Origin of the sequence: Methylophilus luteus, from assembly GCF_042676265.1 — a bacterium.
Taxonomy (GTDB): Bacteria; Pseudomonadota; Gammaproteobacteria; order Burkholderiales; family Methylophilaceae; genus Methylophilus; species Methylophilus luteus.
Genome location: NZ_JBHTKB010000001.1, coordinates 198352 through 216249, shown reverse-complemented (window position 1 = coordinate 216249; position 17898 = coordinate 198352). Strand labels below are relative to the sequence as shown.

Annotated in this window: 16 protein-coding genes; 7 read left to right on the top strand and 9 right to left on the bottom strand. The window is 50.0% G+C overall.

Features of this window, described 5'->3' with window-relative positions:
• Positions 1-16 precede the first annotated feature (16 nt).
• The 4 genes from ACFQ1Z_RS00910 (at position 17) to nadD (ending at position 3615) form a co-directional block, all read left to right on the top strand.
• Positions 17-550, top strand: a complete 534-nt coding sequence (locus tag ACFQ1Z_RS00910) for an LPS-assembly lipoprotein LptE (protein ID WP_379054714.1) — start codon at positions 17-19, stop codon at positions 548-550.
• Between the two features lie 3 nt (positions 551-553).
• A complete protein-coding gene (gene holA / locus ACFQ1Z_RS00905; RefSeq protein WP_379054712.1) occupies positions 554-1588 on the top strand; it encodes a DNA polymerase III subunit delta in 1035 nt (344 codons plus the stop codon).
• 42 nt (positions 1589-1630) lie between these two features.
• Complete coding sequence (locus ACFQ1Z_RS00900) at positions 1631-2887, top strand: glutamate-5-semialdehyde dehydrogenase (protein ID WP_379054710.1); 1257 nt, start codon at positions 1631-1633, stop codon at positions 2885-2887.
• 89 nt (positions 2888-2976) lie between these two features.
• Positions 2977-3615: a nicotinate-nucleotide adenylyltransferase gene (gene nadD / locus ACFQ1Z_RS00895; protein ID WP_379054708.1), complete on the top strand. Its 639-nt coding sequence runs from the start codon at positions 2977-2979 to the stop codon at positions 3613-3615.
• A gap of 97 nt (positions 3616-3712) precedes the next feature.
• Here the strand turns inward: nadD and ACFQ1Z_RS00890 are convergent, their stop codons facing one another.
• Complete coding sequence (locus tag ACFQ1Z_RS00890) at positions 3713-4312, bottom strand: hemerythrin domain-containing protein (RefSeq protein ID WP_379054706.1); 600 nt, start codon at positions 4310-4312, stop codon at positions 3713-3715.
• Between the two features lie 379 nt (positions 4313-4691).
• Here ACFQ1Z_RS00890 and ACFQ1Z_RS00885 point away from each other — a divergent pair, with 379 nt between their 5' ends.
• Entirely contained in the window at positions 4692-6893 is a 2202-nt protein-coding gene (locus tag ACFQ1Z_RS00885) for an EAL domain-containing protein (protein ID WP_379054704.1), read from the top strand.
• A 17-nt stretch (positions 6894-6910) separates the two neighbouring features.
• On the opposite strand, the gene ACFQ1Z_RS00880 is transcribed toward ACFQ1Z_RS00885, so the two are convergent.
• From ACFQ1Z_RS00880 to ACFQ1Z_RS00870, 3 genes are all read right to left on the bottom strand, one after another.
• Positions 6911-7360 (bottom strand): YaiI/YqxD family protein, encoded by a 450-nt coding sequence (locus ACFQ1Z_RS00880; protein WP_379054702.1) that lies wholly within the window; start codon positions 7358-7360, stop codon positions 6911-6913.
• Positions 7360-8958, bottom strand: coding sequence for a DEAD/DEAH box helicase (locus ACFQ1Z_RS00875; protein WP_379054700.1), 1599 nt, complete (start codon positions 8956-8958; stop codon positions 7360-7362). Before ACFQ1Z_RS00875 ends, ACFQ1Z_RS00880 begins: the two co-directional genes overlap by 1 nt.
• Positions 8959-9298: 340 nt before the next feature.
• A complete protein-coding gene (locus ACFQ1Z_RS00870) occupies positions 9299-11500 on the bottom strand; it encodes an OsmC domain/YcaO domain-containing protein (RefSeq protein WP_379054698.1) in 2202 nt (733 codons plus the stop codon).
• 192 nt (positions 11501-11692) lie between these two features.
• Between ACFQ1Z_RS00870 and ACFQ1Z_RS00865 the strand changes: the two genes are divergently transcribed.
• The gene (locus tag ACFQ1Z_RS00865) at positions 11693-11947 is read left to right on the top strand and encodes a toxin-antitoxin system HicB family antitoxin (protein WP_379054696.1); all 255 of its coding nucleotides are present in this window, start codon (positions 11693-11695) and stop codon (positions 11945-11947) included.
• A gap of 58 nt (positions 11948-12005) precedes the next feature.
• Here the strand turns inward: ACFQ1Z_RS00865 and rlmF are convergent, their stop codons facing one another.
• From rlmF to ACFQ1Z_RS00850, 3 genes are all read right to left on the bottom strand, one after another.
• Positions 12006-12923, bottom strand: coding sequence for a 23S rRNA (adenine(1618)-N(6))-methyltransferase RlmF (gene rlmF, locus ACFQ1Z_RS00860; protein WP_379054694.1), 918 nt, complete (start codon positions 12921-12923; stop codon positions 12006-12008).
• 97 nt (positions 12924-13020) lie between these two features.
• Positions 13021-14367 carry a hypothetical protein gene (locus tag ACFQ1Z_RS00855; protein WP_379054692.1) on the bottom strand — a complete coding sequence of 449 codons (1347 nt, stop codon included), beginning with the start codon at positions 14365-14367 and terminating at the stop codon, positions 13021-13023.
• Between the two features lie 6 nt (positions 14368-14373).
• Positions 14374-15528, bottom strand: coding sequence for a hypothetical protein (locus ACFQ1Z_RS00850; protein WP_379054691.1), 1155 nt, complete (start codon positions 15526-15528; stop codon positions 14374-14376).
• Positions 15529-15803: 275 nt separating this feature from the next.
• Here ACFQ1Z_RS00850 and ACFQ1Z_RS00845 point away from each other — a divergent pair, with 275 nt between their 5' ends.
• Entirely contained in the window at positions 15804-16013 is a 210-nt protein-coding gene (locus tag ACFQ1Z_RS00845) for a hypothetical protein (protein WP_379054689.1), read from the top strand.
• Positions 16014-16110: 97 nt separating this feature from the next.
• On the opposite strand, the gene yfaE is transcribed toward ACFQ1Z_RS00845, so the two are convergent.
• Together yfaE and nrdB are read right to left on the bottom strand one after the other, a co-directional pair.
• Complete coding sequence (yfaE, locus tag ACFQ1Z_RS00840) at positions 16111-16524, bottom strand: class I ribonucleotide reductase maintenance protein YfaE (protein ID WP_379054687.1); 414 nt, start codon at positions 16522-16524, stop codon at positions 16111-16113.
• 105 nt (positions 16525-16629) lie between these two features.
• Positions 16630-17763, bottom strand: a complete 1134-nt coding sequence (gene nrdB, locus ACFQ1Z_RS00835; protein ID WP_379054685.1) for a class Ia ribonucleoside-diphosphate reductase subunit beta — start codon at positions 17761-17763, stop codon at positions 16630-16632.
• Positions 17764-17898 lie beyond the last annotated feature (135 nt).

Sequence of the window (17898 nt, the reverse complement as noted above, 5' to 3'; positions counted from 1 at the left end):
CGTAGAAAGGATGACCATGCTGCTTTCCCGCCTGACGCCTGACTTGCTGAGCCGGTTTTCTCTAAGCAAGGCTGTGCAGCACTGCGGCTGGCTGGTATTGCTGGCCGCACTGAGCAGCTGCGGTTTTCAGTTACGCCAGCCTTCACCGATCGCGTTCAAGACTATGTTCATTTCCGGCAACTCCACCATTTCCACGCCTTTACGCAAAGCGCTGACCGAGCAAGGCGTCAAGCTGGTGGAGAGTGGGGAAGATGCCGAGCTGCAGCTCGAATTGCTCAAGGAAGAGAATGAGCAACGCATTCTTTCTCTGAGCGGTACCGGTGTGGTGCGTGAATACGAGCTGTACTACCGTGTGCAATACCGTACCAAGATCGCAGGCGAGCCGACCTGGAGCCTGCCGCTGGTCATGGAAGGCCGCCGTGACTATACCTATAATGACGCCAACTTGCTGGCAAAACAGACAGAGCAGAAATTGCTGACTGATAGCATGCAGACCGATGTGATGAATGGTATCTTGCGCCGCCTGTCAGCGTTGAAAAAAGCCGAGTAGCCTATGCGCATCCAGGCTGCGCAATTGTCACAGCACCTGCCACCCAGGCAGCACCTGTTCGTGCTGGCCGGTGACGAGCCGCTGTCTATCACTGAATCGCTGGACCAGATCCGCGCCGCCGCCAGGCAACAGGGTGCGCAGGAGCGCGCCAGTTTTACCGTAGAGCGTTATTTCAACTGGGGGCAGATCAGCCAGTTTTTGCAGAGCTTCTCGCTGTTTGCCGAGCGCCGCATACTTGAGATCAATATCCCCACTGGCAAACCCGGGGTAGAAGGCGCCAAAGCCCTGCAGCAACTGGCCGAGCTGCCAGCAGCCGACACCACCATCATCATCACCCTGCCCGCGCCCGACCGCGACATGACTAACAGCGCCTGGTATGAAGCCTTGCTGCAACAAGGGGTGGTGCTGATTCACAACCAGGTGCCGCTGGCACAACTGCCGGACTGGATAGGCCAGCGGCTGGCCTTGCAACAACAGAGCGCAGATGAAGTGTCACGCCGTTTTATCGCCGAGCAGGTAGAAGGCAATTTACTGGCGGCGCACCAGGAGATCCAGAAACTGGGTTTGTTATACCCGGCTGGCCCCTTGTCGGAACAGGCGATACGGCAATGCGTGCTCAATGTCGCGCGTTTTGATGTCTCGCAACTGGGCGAAGCCATGCTGCAAGGCGATCAAAGCCGCATACTGCGCATCATAGAAGGCCTGCGTGAAGAAGGTGAGACCGCAGTCACCGTCATGAACCCGCTGGTGTGGCTGTTCCGGCCATTGTTGCAGGTCCGCATCGCCATGCAAAGCGGGCAATCCATGCAAAATGCACTGACTCAGGCCAGGCTGTTTGGCGACCGCCAGCAATTAGTCAAACGTGCATTGGAATTTTTACCGCAGAAACATATCGAAGCAGCACTACAAAAATTGTCAGACATAGACCGAATGGCAAAAGGCGTAGGCGATGGCGATGCCTGGCTGGAGCTATCCCGCTTGTGTACCGGCATTGCGCGTATGGCGGCCAGCAGATCGGCCAGGGCAAGAGCACGCTAACATTCAGGGTAAAAAAGCTGGTTTAGGATAAAATAACAAGTTATGGACATTCAACACTATATGAAACAACTGGGAGAGCAGGCGCGCGCCGCCTCCCGTTTGATGGCTAAAGCGGATACCAACACCAAGAACCAGGCCCTGCGCAATATCGCCAGCCTGATCCGCCATCACGAAAAAGCCCTGCTCGCCGCCAACCAGCAAGACCTGGACGCGGCCAAAGCCAATGGCATGGAAGCCGCCATGCTGGACCGCCTGGCACTCAGCGAAAAATCTGTGGCGACCATGGCAGAAGGCCTGGAACAGATCGCCAGCCTGCCAGACCCTATAGGCGAAATGAGCAATTTCAAATACCGCCCTTCCGGCATCCAGATCGGCCAGATGCGTGTGCCGTTGGGGGTGATAGGCATCATTTACGAAGCCCGCCCGAATGTCACGGTGGATGCGGCCGGCCTGTGTATCAAGTCCGGCAACGCCTGTATCCTGCGTGGCGGTTCTGAAGCCATACACTGCAACCAGGCGCTGGCTAAACTCGTGCATCAGGGCTTGCAGCAGGCTGGCTTGCCACAAGCTGCAGTGCTGGTAGTGGAAACCACAGACCGCGCGGCTGTAGGTGAGCTGATCACCATGAAACAATATGTGGACGTGATCGTGCCACGCGGTGGCAAAGGCCTGATAGAACGCATCAGCAGTGATGCGCGCATCCCTGTCATCAAACACCTGGATGGCAATTGCCATATCTATGTTGATGATGAAGCCGACCTCGATAAAGCGCTACGCATACTGGAAAACGCCAAGACCCAGCGCCTGGGCACCTGCAACACCGCCGAGTCGCTGCTGGTGGCGCGCAGCATCGCCCCAACCGCACTGCCTAAACTGGCCGAGATGCTGATCAGCAAAGGCGTGGAGATCCGTGGCTGCGACGAGACACGCGCCATCGTCCCGCAAGCCAAATCGGCGACTGAAGAGGACTATTACACTGAATATCTGGATGCCATCATTTCGTGCAAGGTCGTCAGCGGCCTGGATCAGGCGATCGCCCATATCAACCAGTACTCCAGCCAGCATACCGAGGCGATAGTCACCGAAAACTACACCAAGGCGCGCCAGTTCCTGCGTGAAGTCGATTCCAGCAGTGTTATGGTCAACGCCTCCACCCGCTTTGCCGATGGCTTTGAATATGGCTTTGGTGCAGAAATCGGTATTTCTACCGACAAACTGCACGCGCGTGGCCCGGTGGGCCTGGATGGCCTGACATCGCTGAAATACATCGTGCTCGGTGACGGCCACGTTCGGGCCTGACAAATTGCAAAAATCGGGCGCTTAAAGGCGTTGCGGTGTGCCCGATTGATGCAATGAAGATTGATTAATGCGCCGAAAGAATCATTAAAATGCAAATCATCGGACTGTTTGGCGGCACTTTCAACCCTATCCATAACGGCCATATCGCGCTGGCGCAAAGCGTCATTGATACCCTGCATTGCAGCCAGATCCGTTTTATCCCGGCCGCCATCCCGCCACATAAAGCCATACCGACAGTCACCGCCCAGCATAGAGCCAATATGGTTCAGCTAGCCATCGCTGATCATCCGCATTTCATACTCGACACCTGCGAGCTTGACCGGCAGGGGCCGTCTTACACTATAGAGACCTTGCACCTGCTACGCCACCGCCTGCCTGACATGGCGTTATGCCTGATCATGGGCCAGGATAGCTACCTGCAACTGCCAACCTGGCATCGCTGGCAGGAATTACTGGATTACTGTCATCTGTTGATCGTGCACAGAGCAGATATAGCGCACACCCTGCAACTGCACGCTGCGCATCAAAATAAACTGGTGGATATAGACCAGGCAGCCGCACAGTTCGCCGCACAAACACACGGCCTGATCAGTTACTTGCCAATCACGCCACCTGACCTTTCCTCCACCCGCATACGGGCGCAGCTGGCGCAAGGTGACACCCGCATAGCTGGCATCCCAGAAAAAGTGCTGTATTACATCAAGGAAAATCATTTGTACCAGTCATAGGCTGCGCCCGTTTTAAAGCGCACTGCCATGCCTGATATAAAAAGCCAGGCCCGGAGACATCATCCCCGGGCCCGGTGTGCTGCAGTTCAAGGCAGCGTTAATGTTTTGCTGGCGTACCTATCAGTTTTTTGAATTGCTGCGGCGCTATCTCGCCATCGTCGCCTTGCAGTTGCGCCAGTATCTCCTGTTTACGCGCAGTGAAAGTTACTGCCAGACTGCGCAGATCCAGTTCTTTGGATTTTCTCACCTCGGGAAACATCTCTTCTTCTTCCTCATCCACATGGTGGGTGATATATTCGCCCAGCACAGTGACCTTGGCATCGTACATAGGGTCTGCAGGGTCCATGGCCTGGAGCTGGGCGATCAGGTCTTTGGCATTGTCATGCTCAACGATGCCTTCATTGATCAACGCATCATCTTCAGTGGCGCTGCGTGCACCAGGGTAAAAAACCTCTTCTTCTGCCATGCTATGGGCGATCAGTTCAGCACAGATTTTATTGGAGAGCTTCACCTTAGCCTTGATATCGCCTTTTTCAGCCAGTTTGTCGTACTGTTTGAACATTTTTTTAACCTCGTCATGATCATTTTTCAATAACACGATCACATCGTGTTTGACGCGGCTTGATGCCGTGGCTTTGGCTGGGGCAGCTTTGGTTGGGCTGGTTTTTTTCACTGCTGCAGGTGTTGCTGTTGTCATGGTCAATCTCCTGGTAATTGGTGGAATGATTTTTTAAATCCAGTCATTCGTCACTGCAATGACCTTGTTGTAGTGGGGCTATCATGCGGTGTGGCCGGTAAACACACCATGCATTTTCTTCTGAATTTGGTGTAGGAAAAGTCGCACGCCTGGCAGTGCGCGCTGATAAAAAAGAGTTATGCGAGTTGCTGGTTTTTTGCAAAAAATAAATATAATGACCAATTGATAAATTGACCACAGCCTGAATTCACTCTCCGCAGCGCTATAGACAGCCAGCCTGATTGAAACTACCGCAACGCTAAACTCTTTAAGGAAGAAGATGGGATCAGATCGTTTCAGCGCATCTCGTTTTGGTATGTTTAAACGATGCTTGTGGTTGATGCTGTCATTGCTTGCTATGCCGGCTGACGCGGAAGAAGTGATGCGCCACCATTATCCTGAAGCCAGCCTGATGCCACCACTGCCGCTTTCGGCGCAGGAAAAAGCCTGGATAAAAGCCCACCCCAACCTCAGGGTAGCGGTCAAGAATGGTTGGATGCCTATCGAGTTCCAGCTGGAAAACCAGAAGCACGCCGGCATTTCGATCGATTACCTGGAGCAGATCAGCCTGCTGACCGGGCTGACCTTCACCATCGTTGATTACTACAACAATATCAACAACCATGAAGTGGAGCTGGTGACCGGCATCCGTGGCAATAACTATCCCAAAGGCTTTCAGCTGGTGGCGACACCCTACCTGGAAACGACCAACGCGATCTATATCTCGGCCAAAAATGCGCGCACTGCAGACAATCAAAACCTCAACCAGCTGTCGCACAAAACCGTGGCAGTGTTCAGAAATGGCCCACTGGCACAGGCGCTGAAAACGTCGGTGCCAGATATAGAGCTGAAACTGGTCGATATCGCGGACGACGCGTTTGAATACCTGGACGCGCACGAAGTAGATGCTTATATCGGCAATGAACTGGTGCTGGATTACCACATTGATTTCCACAAGATCAGATCGATCAAAAAAAGCGGGGTCACGCCTATCACCAGTGAGGTTTTCATGGCCAGCAGCGAGGCGCATCCGCTGCTGCAAGGCATACTCAATAAAGCCATTTTGCAGATAGGCACCAACCAGCCGGAGATTTTAGACACCTGGAAGATCCAGCCGCAGAACCCATTCATCAACTACCTGATAGTGACCATTTCACTGTTTGCCGTGGTGCTGCTGTTTCAACTGATCAAGTTGTATAAATCGAGCAAAAAACAGGCGCTGGCGGCTGAGGAAAAGATCTGGTTCCAGGCCAACCATGACTTTCTCACCCAGTTGCCCAACCGTTACTTTCTTAAAAGCAAACTCACGCAGGCTTTGCATCAATCAGAGCTCAGCCTGAGTAATATAGGCGTCATTATTATCGATCTGGATAATTTCAAGGAGATCAACGACACCGCCGGCCACGCCATTGGTGACGAGGTGCTGATCAAGGTGGCCGAGCGTATCAACGCCATCATTACGCCGCCCAATATCATGGCCAGGTTTGGTGGCGATGAGTTTCTGATCCTGATGCAGGAAAACCCCGATGCACACGCATTGCATGCGTTCTGTACCCAGTTGATAGAGGTCATGGCAGCGCCTTTCAAGATCCAGCAGAAGTCTTTTCTGGTGTCTATCAGCATAGGCGCTTCGCGCTATCCTGATAACAGCCGCCATGTGGAAGAACTGATCATGTTTGCTGATGAGGCCATGTACCAGGCCAAGCGCACCGGCAAGAACAGATTCATTCTGTTTAATGAAAGCATGCACGACGTGTTCACCCGGCGTACCCAGCTCGGCAACGAGTTGCGCCATGCGGTAGAAAGGCACCAGCTCTATCTGCAATACCAGCCTATCTATAACCTGCACAACCAGCATTGCGAAAAAGTCGAGGCGCTGTTGCGCTGGTACCACCCTGAGTTCGGCACCGTTCCGCCAGATATCTTTATCAATATTGCCGAAGAGAACGGCTGCATCATAGAACTGGGCGAGTGGGTGTTTCAGCAGGTGCTCAACGATTTCACACTGCTGAACAGGCATTTCGGCGAGATCGAGGTCTGCATCAACCTGTCGCCTATCCAGTTTACCCAGTCGGCAAGCATACATAATTTCATCAGCAGTATCAGCAGCAGAGGTATCCCCGGCGCGCGCTTCTGTTTTGAGATCACCGAAGGCCTGCTGCTGGAACCTTCCAACAATGTGATTGATAACCTGAATACCATCAATGCCCATGGCATCCGCCTGGCGCTGGATGACTTTGGTACCGGATATTCGTCGCTGGCTTACCTGAATAAATTCAGCATTGATTACGTCAAGATCGATAAATCGTTTATCAGCAATATCACCGCCAACGCCAACGACCTGGCCTTGTGCAAAACCATTATTTATATGGGTAAACAGCTGAATATCAGGCTGATCGCCGAAGGCGTGGAAACAGGCGAGCAGGAGGATTTATTAAAGCAGATGGGCTGTGATTACTCGCAGGGCTTTTACCGCGCACGGCCACTCACCATACGTGACCTGGCACAGTCAGACAGCAGGGCTGACGCAACAACGGTTTAACTTGAGAGATGGGAAATTCAAACGGCGTTACGCGCCAGAAACTGGTCCAGTTGCCTGGCAAACGCGTGCCGGTCAGAGGCTTGCATGGCAGCCGGCCCTTCGGTTTCTAGCCCACTGGCACGTAGCGACTCCATAAAGTCGCGCATCGCCAGCCGCTCACGGATATTTTCAGGCGAATAAAACTCGCCGCGCGGGTTGAGCGCGTGACCACCTTTTGCTATCACCTGTGCCGCCAGCGGAATATCGGCGGTGATCACCAGATCACCCGCCACCAGCGCCGCCACGATCTCATTGTCTGCCACATCAAAGCCTTTGCCCACCTGCATTGCTCTCAGGTAAGGCGAAGGCGGCACAAACAATAATTTATTGGCGACCAGGGTAGTGCTTATTTTGGAGCGTTCAGCCGCCCGGAACAGGATCTCCTTGATCACTACCGGGCAAGCATCGGCATCGACCCAGATCTGCATCAGCGGTTTCCGGGTTTGTGCCTGTTGCCCTGGCCATTGGCCTGCTGATTGCCATTAGCCTGCTGATTACCAGCCCCAGGCGATTGCCGGTTTTGCGCATGTGCCCCTGGTTTAGCGCTGAACAAGGCGCCGCCCTGTGGCCGGTTACCATTTGCAGCGGCTTGTCTGGGCTGTGTCTGGTTGCCATTGGCGGCATTGCCTTGTGCAGGCCGGTTTTGCTGCGGCTGAGCAGAACGGTGCTGGCCTGGCTGACCTTGTGACTGACGCTGGCCCGGCTGTTGCGGCTGCGAAGGCCTGCCGGCAGGGGTAGATGATCTGGCCTGATTTGGACGGCCCTGGTTTGGGCGCGCCTGATTAGGGCGACTCTGATTCTGGCGTCCGGCATTCTGCCCACGCGGTGGCCGGTCCGGCTCTTCACTGCCTTTGGCCGGTGGCACAAAGTCCTCTACCGCCACACGCGGGATCTCGCGTTTGATCAGCCGCTCTATGTCTTTCAACATGCCTAACTCTTCGCGGTCCACCAGTGAAATGGCGGCACCGCTGGCACCGGCACGGCCGGTACGGCCTATGCGGTGCACATAATCTTCCGGCACATTCGGCAATTCAAAATTCACCACTTGCGGCAACTGGTCTATGTCCAGCCCGCGTGCGGCGATATCAGTCGCCACCAGCGCCGGAATGGTACCGGCTTTAAACTCGGCCAATGCTGCCGTGCGCGCATTCTGGCTCTTATTGCCGTGGATAGCCATCGCCGGGATGCCATCTTTGACCAGTTTTTCTGCCAGGCGGTTAGCGCCATGCTTGGTGCGCGTGAATATCAGCACCTGTTTCCAGTTATTCTGTTTGATCAGGTGGCTGACCATCTCGCGCTTGTGCGCCTGCGGCACCATGTGCACACTCTGTTCTATCAGCGCATTAGACTGATTACGGCGCGCCACTTCCACCAGGTCTGGTGCATTGAGCAGGTTATCTGCCAGTTTCTTGATCCCGTCAGAGAAAGTGGCCGAGAACAGCAGGTTTTGCCGCCTTTTAGGCAGCAGGGCCAGCACTTTCTTGATGTCATGGATAAAGCCCATGTCCAACATACGGTCTGCTTCATCTAGCACCAGTATCTCAATGGCGGAGAGATCCAGCGCTTTCTGCTGCACCAGGTCTAGCAGACGGCCAGGCGTTGCCACCAGGATATCCACCGGTTTTTTCAGGCGGGCGATCTGCGCATTCACGCTCACGCCGCCAAACACCACCAGGCTTTTCAGCGGCAGGTATTTACCATAAGTAGTCACTGACTCACCGATCTGCGCTGACAGCTCACGCGTAGGCGAAAGAATCAGGCAGCGTGGTTTGCCAATAGCGGTATTGAGCGGGGTTTCAGATAATCTATGCAGGATAGGCAAGGTAAAGCCGGCTGTTTTGCCGGTGCCTGTCTGTGCGCCAGCCAGCAGATCGCCACCACGCAACACATAAGGGATAGCTTGCGCCTGGATAGGCGTAGGCACGGTGTAACCGGCATCGGCAATGGCGCGCTGCACAGGCGCACATAAGTTTAAATCAGCAAACGTCACGTTTGCAGGGGTATTGTTTTCTATGGACAAAGTCATTCACTTTTAGAACGTGCATGGCCAATATAAAAAGGGCCACACAACAAATTATTAGGCGCTGGTCTGTTGCGAGCCGCAACACCAATCTGGACAAACGAAGATGATATTTCTAGAGGTTTACTAGGCCGCTGCGATGATTGGAAGGTCGCAGGGTGGTTGCATTATACGCGCTATTCGCCAGGCGCTAATGATTTACATAAAATAAGAAAGCTATCAGTTCAACTTAGATTTTGCAAAAACTGGCTATCATTCCAGTCACCGCGATAAACAGCGATACAAGTGACTGCTGGCAAAGCAGCCACTAATGCAACAACAAAAAGAGTGATTGCCATTTCTATGGCTAATTAGCCTGTGCTGCCCTCGCCCGCGCGGTATGCAACTTTCTATAGCTATCGATCAAGCGATGATGCCTGTCCAGCCCTTCCAATTTGGTACTAGTAGGCGTTAAACCGTAGAAACGAACGTTGCCCTCCACAGAGCCGATCACGGCGTCCATCCTGGCGTCGCCGAACATACGGCGGAAATTAGTTTCATAATCGGCCAGTTCCAGTTCATCATCCAGCAGCACTTCCAGCACCACATTCAATGCCTGGTAGAACAAACCGCGTTCCAGCGTGTTGTCGTTATATTGCAGGAAAGCACCCACCAGCTCATGCGCTTCTTCAAACTGTTGCAAGGCCAGGTTGATCAGCAGTTTCAGTTCCAGCACGGTGAGCTGGCCCCAGTCGGTATTTTCGTCAAACTGAATGCCTATCAGGGTAGCGATATCACCGTAATCATCCAGCTCATTATTCTCCAGCCGTTCCAGCAGTGCTTGCAGACTGGCATCGTCAAGCTGATGCAGGTTGAGGATATCCTCGCGGAACAATAACGCTTTATTGGTGTTATCCCACACCAGGTCTTCTACCGGATAGATCTCGGAATAACCAGGCACCAAAATGCGGCAAGCGGTCGCGCCCAGCTGGTCATACACGGCCACATAAGACTCTTTGCCTAATTGCTTGAGGATAGCGAACAAGGTCGCCGCTTCGTCAGCATTCGGGTTTTCGCCCTGGCCGGAAAAATCCCACTCTACGAATTCGTAATCAGACCTGGCGCTGAAAAACCGCCACGAAACGATGCCGCTGGAATCAATAAAGTGTTCGACAAAGTTATTCGGCTCGGTCACCGCTTCGCTGGCAAAAGTCGGCTGCGGCAAATCATTCAGGCCTTCAAAACTGCGGCCTTGCAGCAATTCGGTCAAGCTGCGCTCCAAAGCGACTTCCAGCCTGGGGTGTGCGCCAAACGAGGCAAACACACCGCCGGTGCGCGGGTTCATCAAGGTCACGCACATGACCGGGTACTGCCCGCCCAGCGAGGCATCTTTCACCAGCACCGGAAAGCCCTGCTCTTCCAGCCCTTTGATACCCTCCACCACGCCAGGGTACTTCGCCAGCACTTCTTGCGGCACATCCGGCAAGGCGATCTCGCCTTCTATGATCTCGCGCTTTACCGCGCGCTCAAAAATCTCGGATAAACATTGCACCTGCGCCTCAGCCAGCGTATTGCCCGCGCTCATGCCATTGCTGACAAACAGGTTTTCGACCAGATTGGTGGGGAAAAACACCGTCTCGCCATCCGACTGCCGAACAAACGGCAGCGAGCAGATGCCGCGTTGCACGTTGCCAGAATTAGTGTCTACCAGGTGCGTGCCGCGCAGCTCACCATCCGGGTTATAAATTTCAAGGCAATAGTCATCAAGGATCTCTTTCGGCAGCGCATCCTTACGGCCAGGCTTGAACCAGCGCTCATTCGGGTAATGCACGAAGGGAGCATTGGCGATCTCTTCGCCCCAGTACGAGCCGGCATAAAAATGGTTGTTACTCAGCCGCTCTATATATTCACCCAGGGCAGAAGCCAGCGCGCTTTCCTTGCTTGCGCCCTTGCCATTGGTGAAACACATGGGCGAGTGCGCATCGCGTATATGCAGCGACCACACATTAGGTACGATATTGCGCCACGAAGCGATCTCGATCTTGATGCCCAGCCCGGCCAGCACGCTGGTCATATTGGCGATGGTCTGCTCGAGTGGCAAATCTTTGCCGGTGATAAACGTCTGCGATTCTGCAGCAGTGTTCACCGTCAGCAAGGCCTGCGCATCGGCATCTAGGTTAGCCACTTCTTCGATAATAAAATCCGGCGCCGCCTGCACCACTTTTTTCACGGTACAACGGTCTATAGAACGCAAAATACCTACGCGGTCTTTATCAGAAATATCCGTCGGCAACTCGATCTGAATCTTGAAGATCTGCTTGTAGCGGTTTTCCGGGTCGACGATATTGTTGTGCGAAAGGCGGATATTCTCGGTAGGGATATTGCGCGTGCTGCAATACAGCTTCACAAAATAAGCCGCGCACAAGGCAGAAGAAGCCAGAAAGTAATCAAACGGCCCAGGTGCCGAGCCATCACCCTTATAACGGATAGGCTGGTCGGCAATCACCGTAAAGTCATCAAACTTGGCCTCAAGACGTAACTTATCGAGAAAGTTGACTTTGACTTCCATGGGCGAAAACTCCGGCTGCTGCAAAAAGATAAGGGCGCTATTATCCCTCACAACGCTAAAGCCGCCTAAAGATAAATTGCAAGCTGCTGATTAAATAAGCTTTTTAAAAGAGATTGATCTGAGCATCACCTTTCAAAAAAACTGCTTCAGCGGTGTTATCATAAATCAAAGAAATTTTTGAAGAGATTGAAAATGAGCAACGCATCCAGCTATCCATTACGTTTGCCAAAATCACTCAAAGATGCGGTAGCCGCTGTCAGCAAACGTGATGGCACCAGCATTAATCAGTTTGTGGCTATGGCAGTGGCAGAAAAAATCAGCGCATTAGAAACTGCCGAGTTTTTTAGTGTGCGGCAACAACAGGCAGACTATGAAAAGTTTGATGCTCTGATGAATCGATCAGGTGGCCAGGCACCGATTAAAGGCGATGTGATTGGTGAAGATTAGGTTTGATGGCGCATATTGAATCCGTTTACGCAGCCAAGGGGTTAATGCAAGCTGCTGATTAAATGCGGTTTTTAGATAATTCAGCCTGAAACGTCCACGCCACAAACCGGCTTTGTTTCTGCCCCTGCGCCATATCCACCGTTTTCACCGTCACCGCCTGCACCTTTTTCAATTCACGATACACCTGCGGCAGATTGCTGGCTTTAGAAACCAGCGTGGTAAACCACACGCACTGTCTGCCAAACTGCCGGCTCTCGCTGATCATGGTGCTCAAAAACGCCGCCTCACCACCCGCACAAAACAGCTCATTAGACTGCCCGCCAAAATTCAACGCCTGCGGCGGCTTTTTACCCAACCCGCGCCACTTGCGCTGCGTGCCCGCCTGCGCCTCAGCCGCAGATGCATGAAAAGGCGGGTTACACAAAGTGAGCGTAAACTGCTCACCCGGCAAAATCACGCCTTTGAAAATAGACTCCGCTTTATCTTGCTGACGCAAACTGATCTGCTGCTGCAAACCATTCCCTTCAACAATCTGCTGCGCATTGCGCAAAGCCTTTGCATCAATATCCACCCCCACACATTGCCAGCCATAAGCATGCGAAGCAATCAGCGGATAAACCAGGTTCGCCCCTGTGCCAATATCCAGCAGCCGCACTTGCTCAGGGTTTAGGTGGGGAACACTCTCAGCCAATAAATCCGCCAGATAATGCACATAATCCGCACGGCCAGGGATAGGCGGACATAGGTAATTCTTAGGAATATCCCAAACCGCTACGCCGTAATAGTGTTTGAGCAAGGCTTGGTTTAAAGCTTTTACAGCTTGAGGATTAGCGAAGTCTATTGAGGCATCGCCGTAAGCATTTGGGCGGACGTAGTGAGAAAGAGGTGGGTGTGCTTGCACCAGCACAGAAAAGTCATAGCCGACGCGATGAAGGTTTCGTGAATGTAAGATTTGAGGAGGCGAATCGATCTTCATGGCAAAACATGAGAATTTTAAATTCCGATGTCACGTAAAGGGATTAAAAGATAACTGGAAGATAGTTTAACAACAGGTTTTTTTAGATCGAGAATTATCAGAAAATTTTTCTAATCTTTTTCAGAATGCATTTCATACACAGAATTGCTGACAATATGATATTTTGGTTTTGATTTGAATCTTTTACATACTTATCAACTTCCATCTTGAGTTCAGCCTTAGGTCTCCTGTTAATACTTTTCTTTGCTTTAGGGGACGTAGCATCAGATATATCTACCTCAGGTTCAAGACTAATAAAATTGGTTGGCGGAGCGCTATGATAGTTCAATAGAATTTTCAAAGTCACAAGAAATATTTCCCAGCTAATTTTAGTTAGATTTTCTGTATTTTGGGTTTGCTCTGTAACAACGCTGAAAGCGTGAAAAAAATAGTTTCTCACAGTGTAAATATTGTCTGCGACATGATCCTCTTTTTGATTTACTGCGGAAAGGAAGCTAAGGCAAGTTGGCAGCTCATCTACTTGGTTTATTGATGTATTAGGTAAATGATCGCCAATCAGTTTTTTAATTCTAGCTTTTTCACTTGTAACTCTCTGATAGTCCCTAATTACCCCTTCAGACTTAACTCTATCCTCTATAGAACTAGATAAATCATTCAAAAAAGTTACATTATTTAGTTTCCGAATTTCTTCAATCAAAACCTCAATGATTTGATAGCAAAGAAAAAAAGAGATGATTGGTGACCAATGTTTAGGAAAGGTTTTACAAAAGACTTCGTTCAAAAAATTCAAATTTTTAAAATCATCGCTTACCTTGCGTATAGAAACCGATTTAGTGTCTGGCAAAGTAAATATGTTGTAGTCATTAATTCTCTCATTGACACTATTAGCATAAATGTCTGACTTGTATAAAAATCCGAACTCAAAAAAACTGGGCAAATAACGTAATAGCTCAAAAGGTTGCTGCACTCGATCCGCATCTTTTGTGACAATTAATACTGCTGTGTTTTCACCAAATATTTCAGTAAAAACATTCAATTTCTCATCTGAGAGTTTCTTGTCTAAGATCAGTTTCCTTATAAAATGTTGAACACTTACAAAAGCAGCTGCCTTGATTCTATTTATCTGCTCTTCCGAATAAACGTGGTAATTGTCTTTTGCCACATCGCTTTCTGACGACTCAAGCAAAGATAAAGGCATTAAATGCCCCCCTGGTTGTTTACTCCCATCGAACCTAAGCTCATAGATAGTATTTTCAGGCAAGTTTGTATGCTCAAGGAGAAAAACATCTGCCATACCCGCATCAAAAAATCTTCCTGGGAGAGGAATTGAATATTTGAAAGAATATTGCGACTGATCTTCATAGATGAGCGTATCTACGAAATTGGAGTTTTTTAAATTACCAACATCAATTGGCTTTTCGCCATTATTTAATAAAGATCCCATTTAGTTTTAGAATGTCTGGCTTTCAAATTTTCTGTAAGCTACCTCGATTGCCATATCTAGACTTTGAAAATTATCAGCTTCTCTATTCAACAATTCACGGAAGTAATAGGCAAAAAATAATCGTTGGGAATTACCAATCTTTTTTGACCGATTTTTAAGATCCAACATCTTGTCGTTAAACAACTCAAGAAACTCACTAGGAGAGCTTTCAATTTTCATCCCGTTTATCATTTCACGAACATCTGCAAATGAATTAATTGCACCGACATCTTTTAATCTACCTAATGCTGCTCCAAAGCCAGTTAAACATTGCCCTCTCTTAAAAACCTCAGTTGCACTATTTCCCCAAGGCACTCCATTTCTGGAGACATAGTCTTCGGAAAGACCTTCATCCCCAATAAGGTGTGAAACTTTAAGAATAAAGCCATGAGTAGTTAAGAGCAGCTCATCAAACACGTCTTGTGTTTTCGTCTCTTTGGACAAGTTATTCAAGCTCTTAATGTTTTCTAAAATATCTACTCGATCAAAAGGAAGCTCATCTCTCTCTAGGTAGGAATTAAACGCTTCAATAACCTCTCTGAAATTATATTCATCAATATTTTCAATAGGTCTATCAGCTTTTTCAGATACAAGAATTAATCCTGTTTTATTAGTTTTAGCATAGTCCAAATAAAGCATTTCAAGTTGCTGGCGAATGGACATTGGGGTTTGTCCAGTATTTAAGGTGAGCATTCTGTACAAAACGCCAACCCGATTAAGATTTACATAAATTTCGCATCTAATTCTTCGGGATAAAAACTCCTGCAATACGCCTTGATCCTCCTCACTTCTTTCCAATTCATTTTTTAGATCAATCATGGTGTTAGTACGCTGAAGTCCATCTAAAATCAGAATTTTTCCCTTGTGCTTCGACATTGTATTAGCCAAATCACCATCCATCTCTACAGGCAATGCTAAAACTAAGGCTGGTAAGACACATCCTGTTTTTAAATCTTCTTTTAATAATGCGTATACTGATTTGGATCCACTTACTCGCCGTCTTTGATATTCATTATTTTCCAACGCTGCTATTGCAAACTCCAAGTACTCACTGTTACTCATTTCCACCAAGTAATTGTCACACTCAACCCTACCATCGAAAATTTTTGATTTGATTTCCATTTGCAATTTAGTCCTTAAAATTTAATTTCATAATAATCTAATTTGAATCAATTATCGATTTATGTTCGGATTTAAGTCTCTGCGATGAATCATTAATTAAGTATACTTACCTCTGAAACCGAAGTTAATTTATGCAAAACACCCATTAAAGTATTGAATTGACTAGCAAAACAGTATCTTTACGGTGTATACATACACAAAATTGTCTGTTAATGTAGCAATTATCAGAATAATTACGGTGTTTTACACCGAATAATACTCGGGGTGTTTATTTAATGATGGACATATCAGGAAAGTATTTGTACACCATACGCAGTGCGAATGGGGTGCTGGTTGAGAATTTGCAGGTGTATGGAAAGTCGCGCACTGAGGCGGATGACAAGATCCGCCAGATGTACTGGCGTTGCGAGATCATCAGTTGCGATATTGTGAAAGATTTGAAAGCACGTGCACCACATATAAAAATGCAGTGGGTACGCCCCTAACATGGGGAGGATAGGTTGGCGTTAAGAACCAGCCCTGATTGCGAACTCTAAAGGCGCTTGTTGATACAAGCGCTTTTTTTATTGGCTAACTACCCGATCAGAACAGTGACAGGTTTTTTGCCAGATTGGCTGACTTGTTGCTCTTGCGTCTGGCGGCTTTCTTTTTAGCCATGGGTTTGGTTGGCGGGTCTGGCAGGTCGAACAGGGATTGCTGTGCTGCGAACATATCGTCCTGGGTTTGCGGTGCCAGTAGTTCTGGCCGCAATTCACAATCAATGCGGATATCTGATTTGGGTACGCAGCAGCAAGGCAGGATCTCGTCGGCACCGATAAAGGCTAGCGGCTGTTCAAGGTATTCTACTTCGCCCGCCAGCAGGCGCACGCGGCAGCCACCGCAATAACCGCTGCGGCATTGGTATTCTACTTCGTGCCCGGTACGTTCCAGGCCTTCGAGCAGGGTTTCCTGCGGGATCAGGTTAAAGCGGATGTGCTGGCTTTGTACTACGCTCACGTGGGGTGTTGCTCACTTAAAAACTGAAGTTTATATAAGTGAGCGGGCGGGATAAAGTGCAAGCTGCCATTTTTGCCCGCCGCCACTGAGTCAGTGTTTGCACACTTATAGTTCAAAGTCGTTAAGATCATCTGCCGACATTTCAGAATCGATCTGGCCGATCAGGTATGAGCTGAGTTCTACCTCTTGCGGGGCGACCTGCACGGTGTCGGATGATAGCCAGGTGTTGATCCATGGGATAGGGTTACTTTTGGCGTTGGGGAAGGCAGGTGCCAGGCCCACCGAAGCCATGCGGCTGTTGGTGATGTATTCGACATACTGGCAGAGGATGTCTTTGTTGAGGCCTATCATGGAGCCATCTTTAAACAGGTATTCTGCCCATTGTTTTTCCTGCTCGGCGGCAGTTTTGAACATCTCGAAGCATTCTTGCTGCAACTCGGCGGCAATCTGGGCGAACTCGGGGTCGTCCTGGCCTGAACGCATGATATTGAGCATGTGCTGGGTGCCGGTGAGGTGCAGGGCTTCGTCACGCGCGATCAGGCGGATGATCTTGGCGTTGCCTTCCATCACCTTGCGCTCGGCAAAGGCGAATGAGCAGGCAAAGCTGACATAAAAGCGAATCGCTTCGAGGATATTGACATTCATCAGGCAGCGGTAGAGCAGCTTTTTCAGCTCGCGTTTGTTGACCACTTTGCTCTCGCCATTGATGATGTGGTCGCCCTCGCCCAGCTGCGAATACAGCATGGTCTGGTGTATCAGCTCATCATAATAATGGGCGATATCCGACGCGCGGGCGGTGATGTTGTCATTGCGCACGATGTCATCAAAAATGATGGAAGGGTCATTGACGATGTTGCGGATGATATGGGTGTATGAGCGCGAGTGTATGGTCTCGGAAAACGCCCAGGTTTCTATCCAGGTTTCTATCTCTGGCAATGACACCAGTGGCAGCAAGGCCACGTTGGGGCTACGGCCCTGGATGGAGTCCAGCAGGGTCTGGTATTTGAGGTTGCTGATGAAAATATGCTTTTCATGCTCGGGCAGGTTCTGGTAATCAGAACGGTCCTGCGATACATCCACCTCTTCAGGACGCCAGAAGAATGACAGTTGTTTTTCGATCAGCTTTTCGAATACCGGGTATTTTTGCTGGTCGTAGCGCGCCACGTTGACGGGCTGGCCGAAAAACATCGGTTCTTTTAACTGTTCGTTGTCTATCTTGGTAAAGATGCTATAGGCCATGGCCGTGTTCCCTGAGTGATAAATGGCTGCGCGGGAGAATTGCGGCGTTGCGCGGTACTCAAAATCCTCATGTACTTATGTGTACACTGCGGTTTTTGCGCTCCGTGCGCCTTGCACTTCATCCCGCTCGCTCAT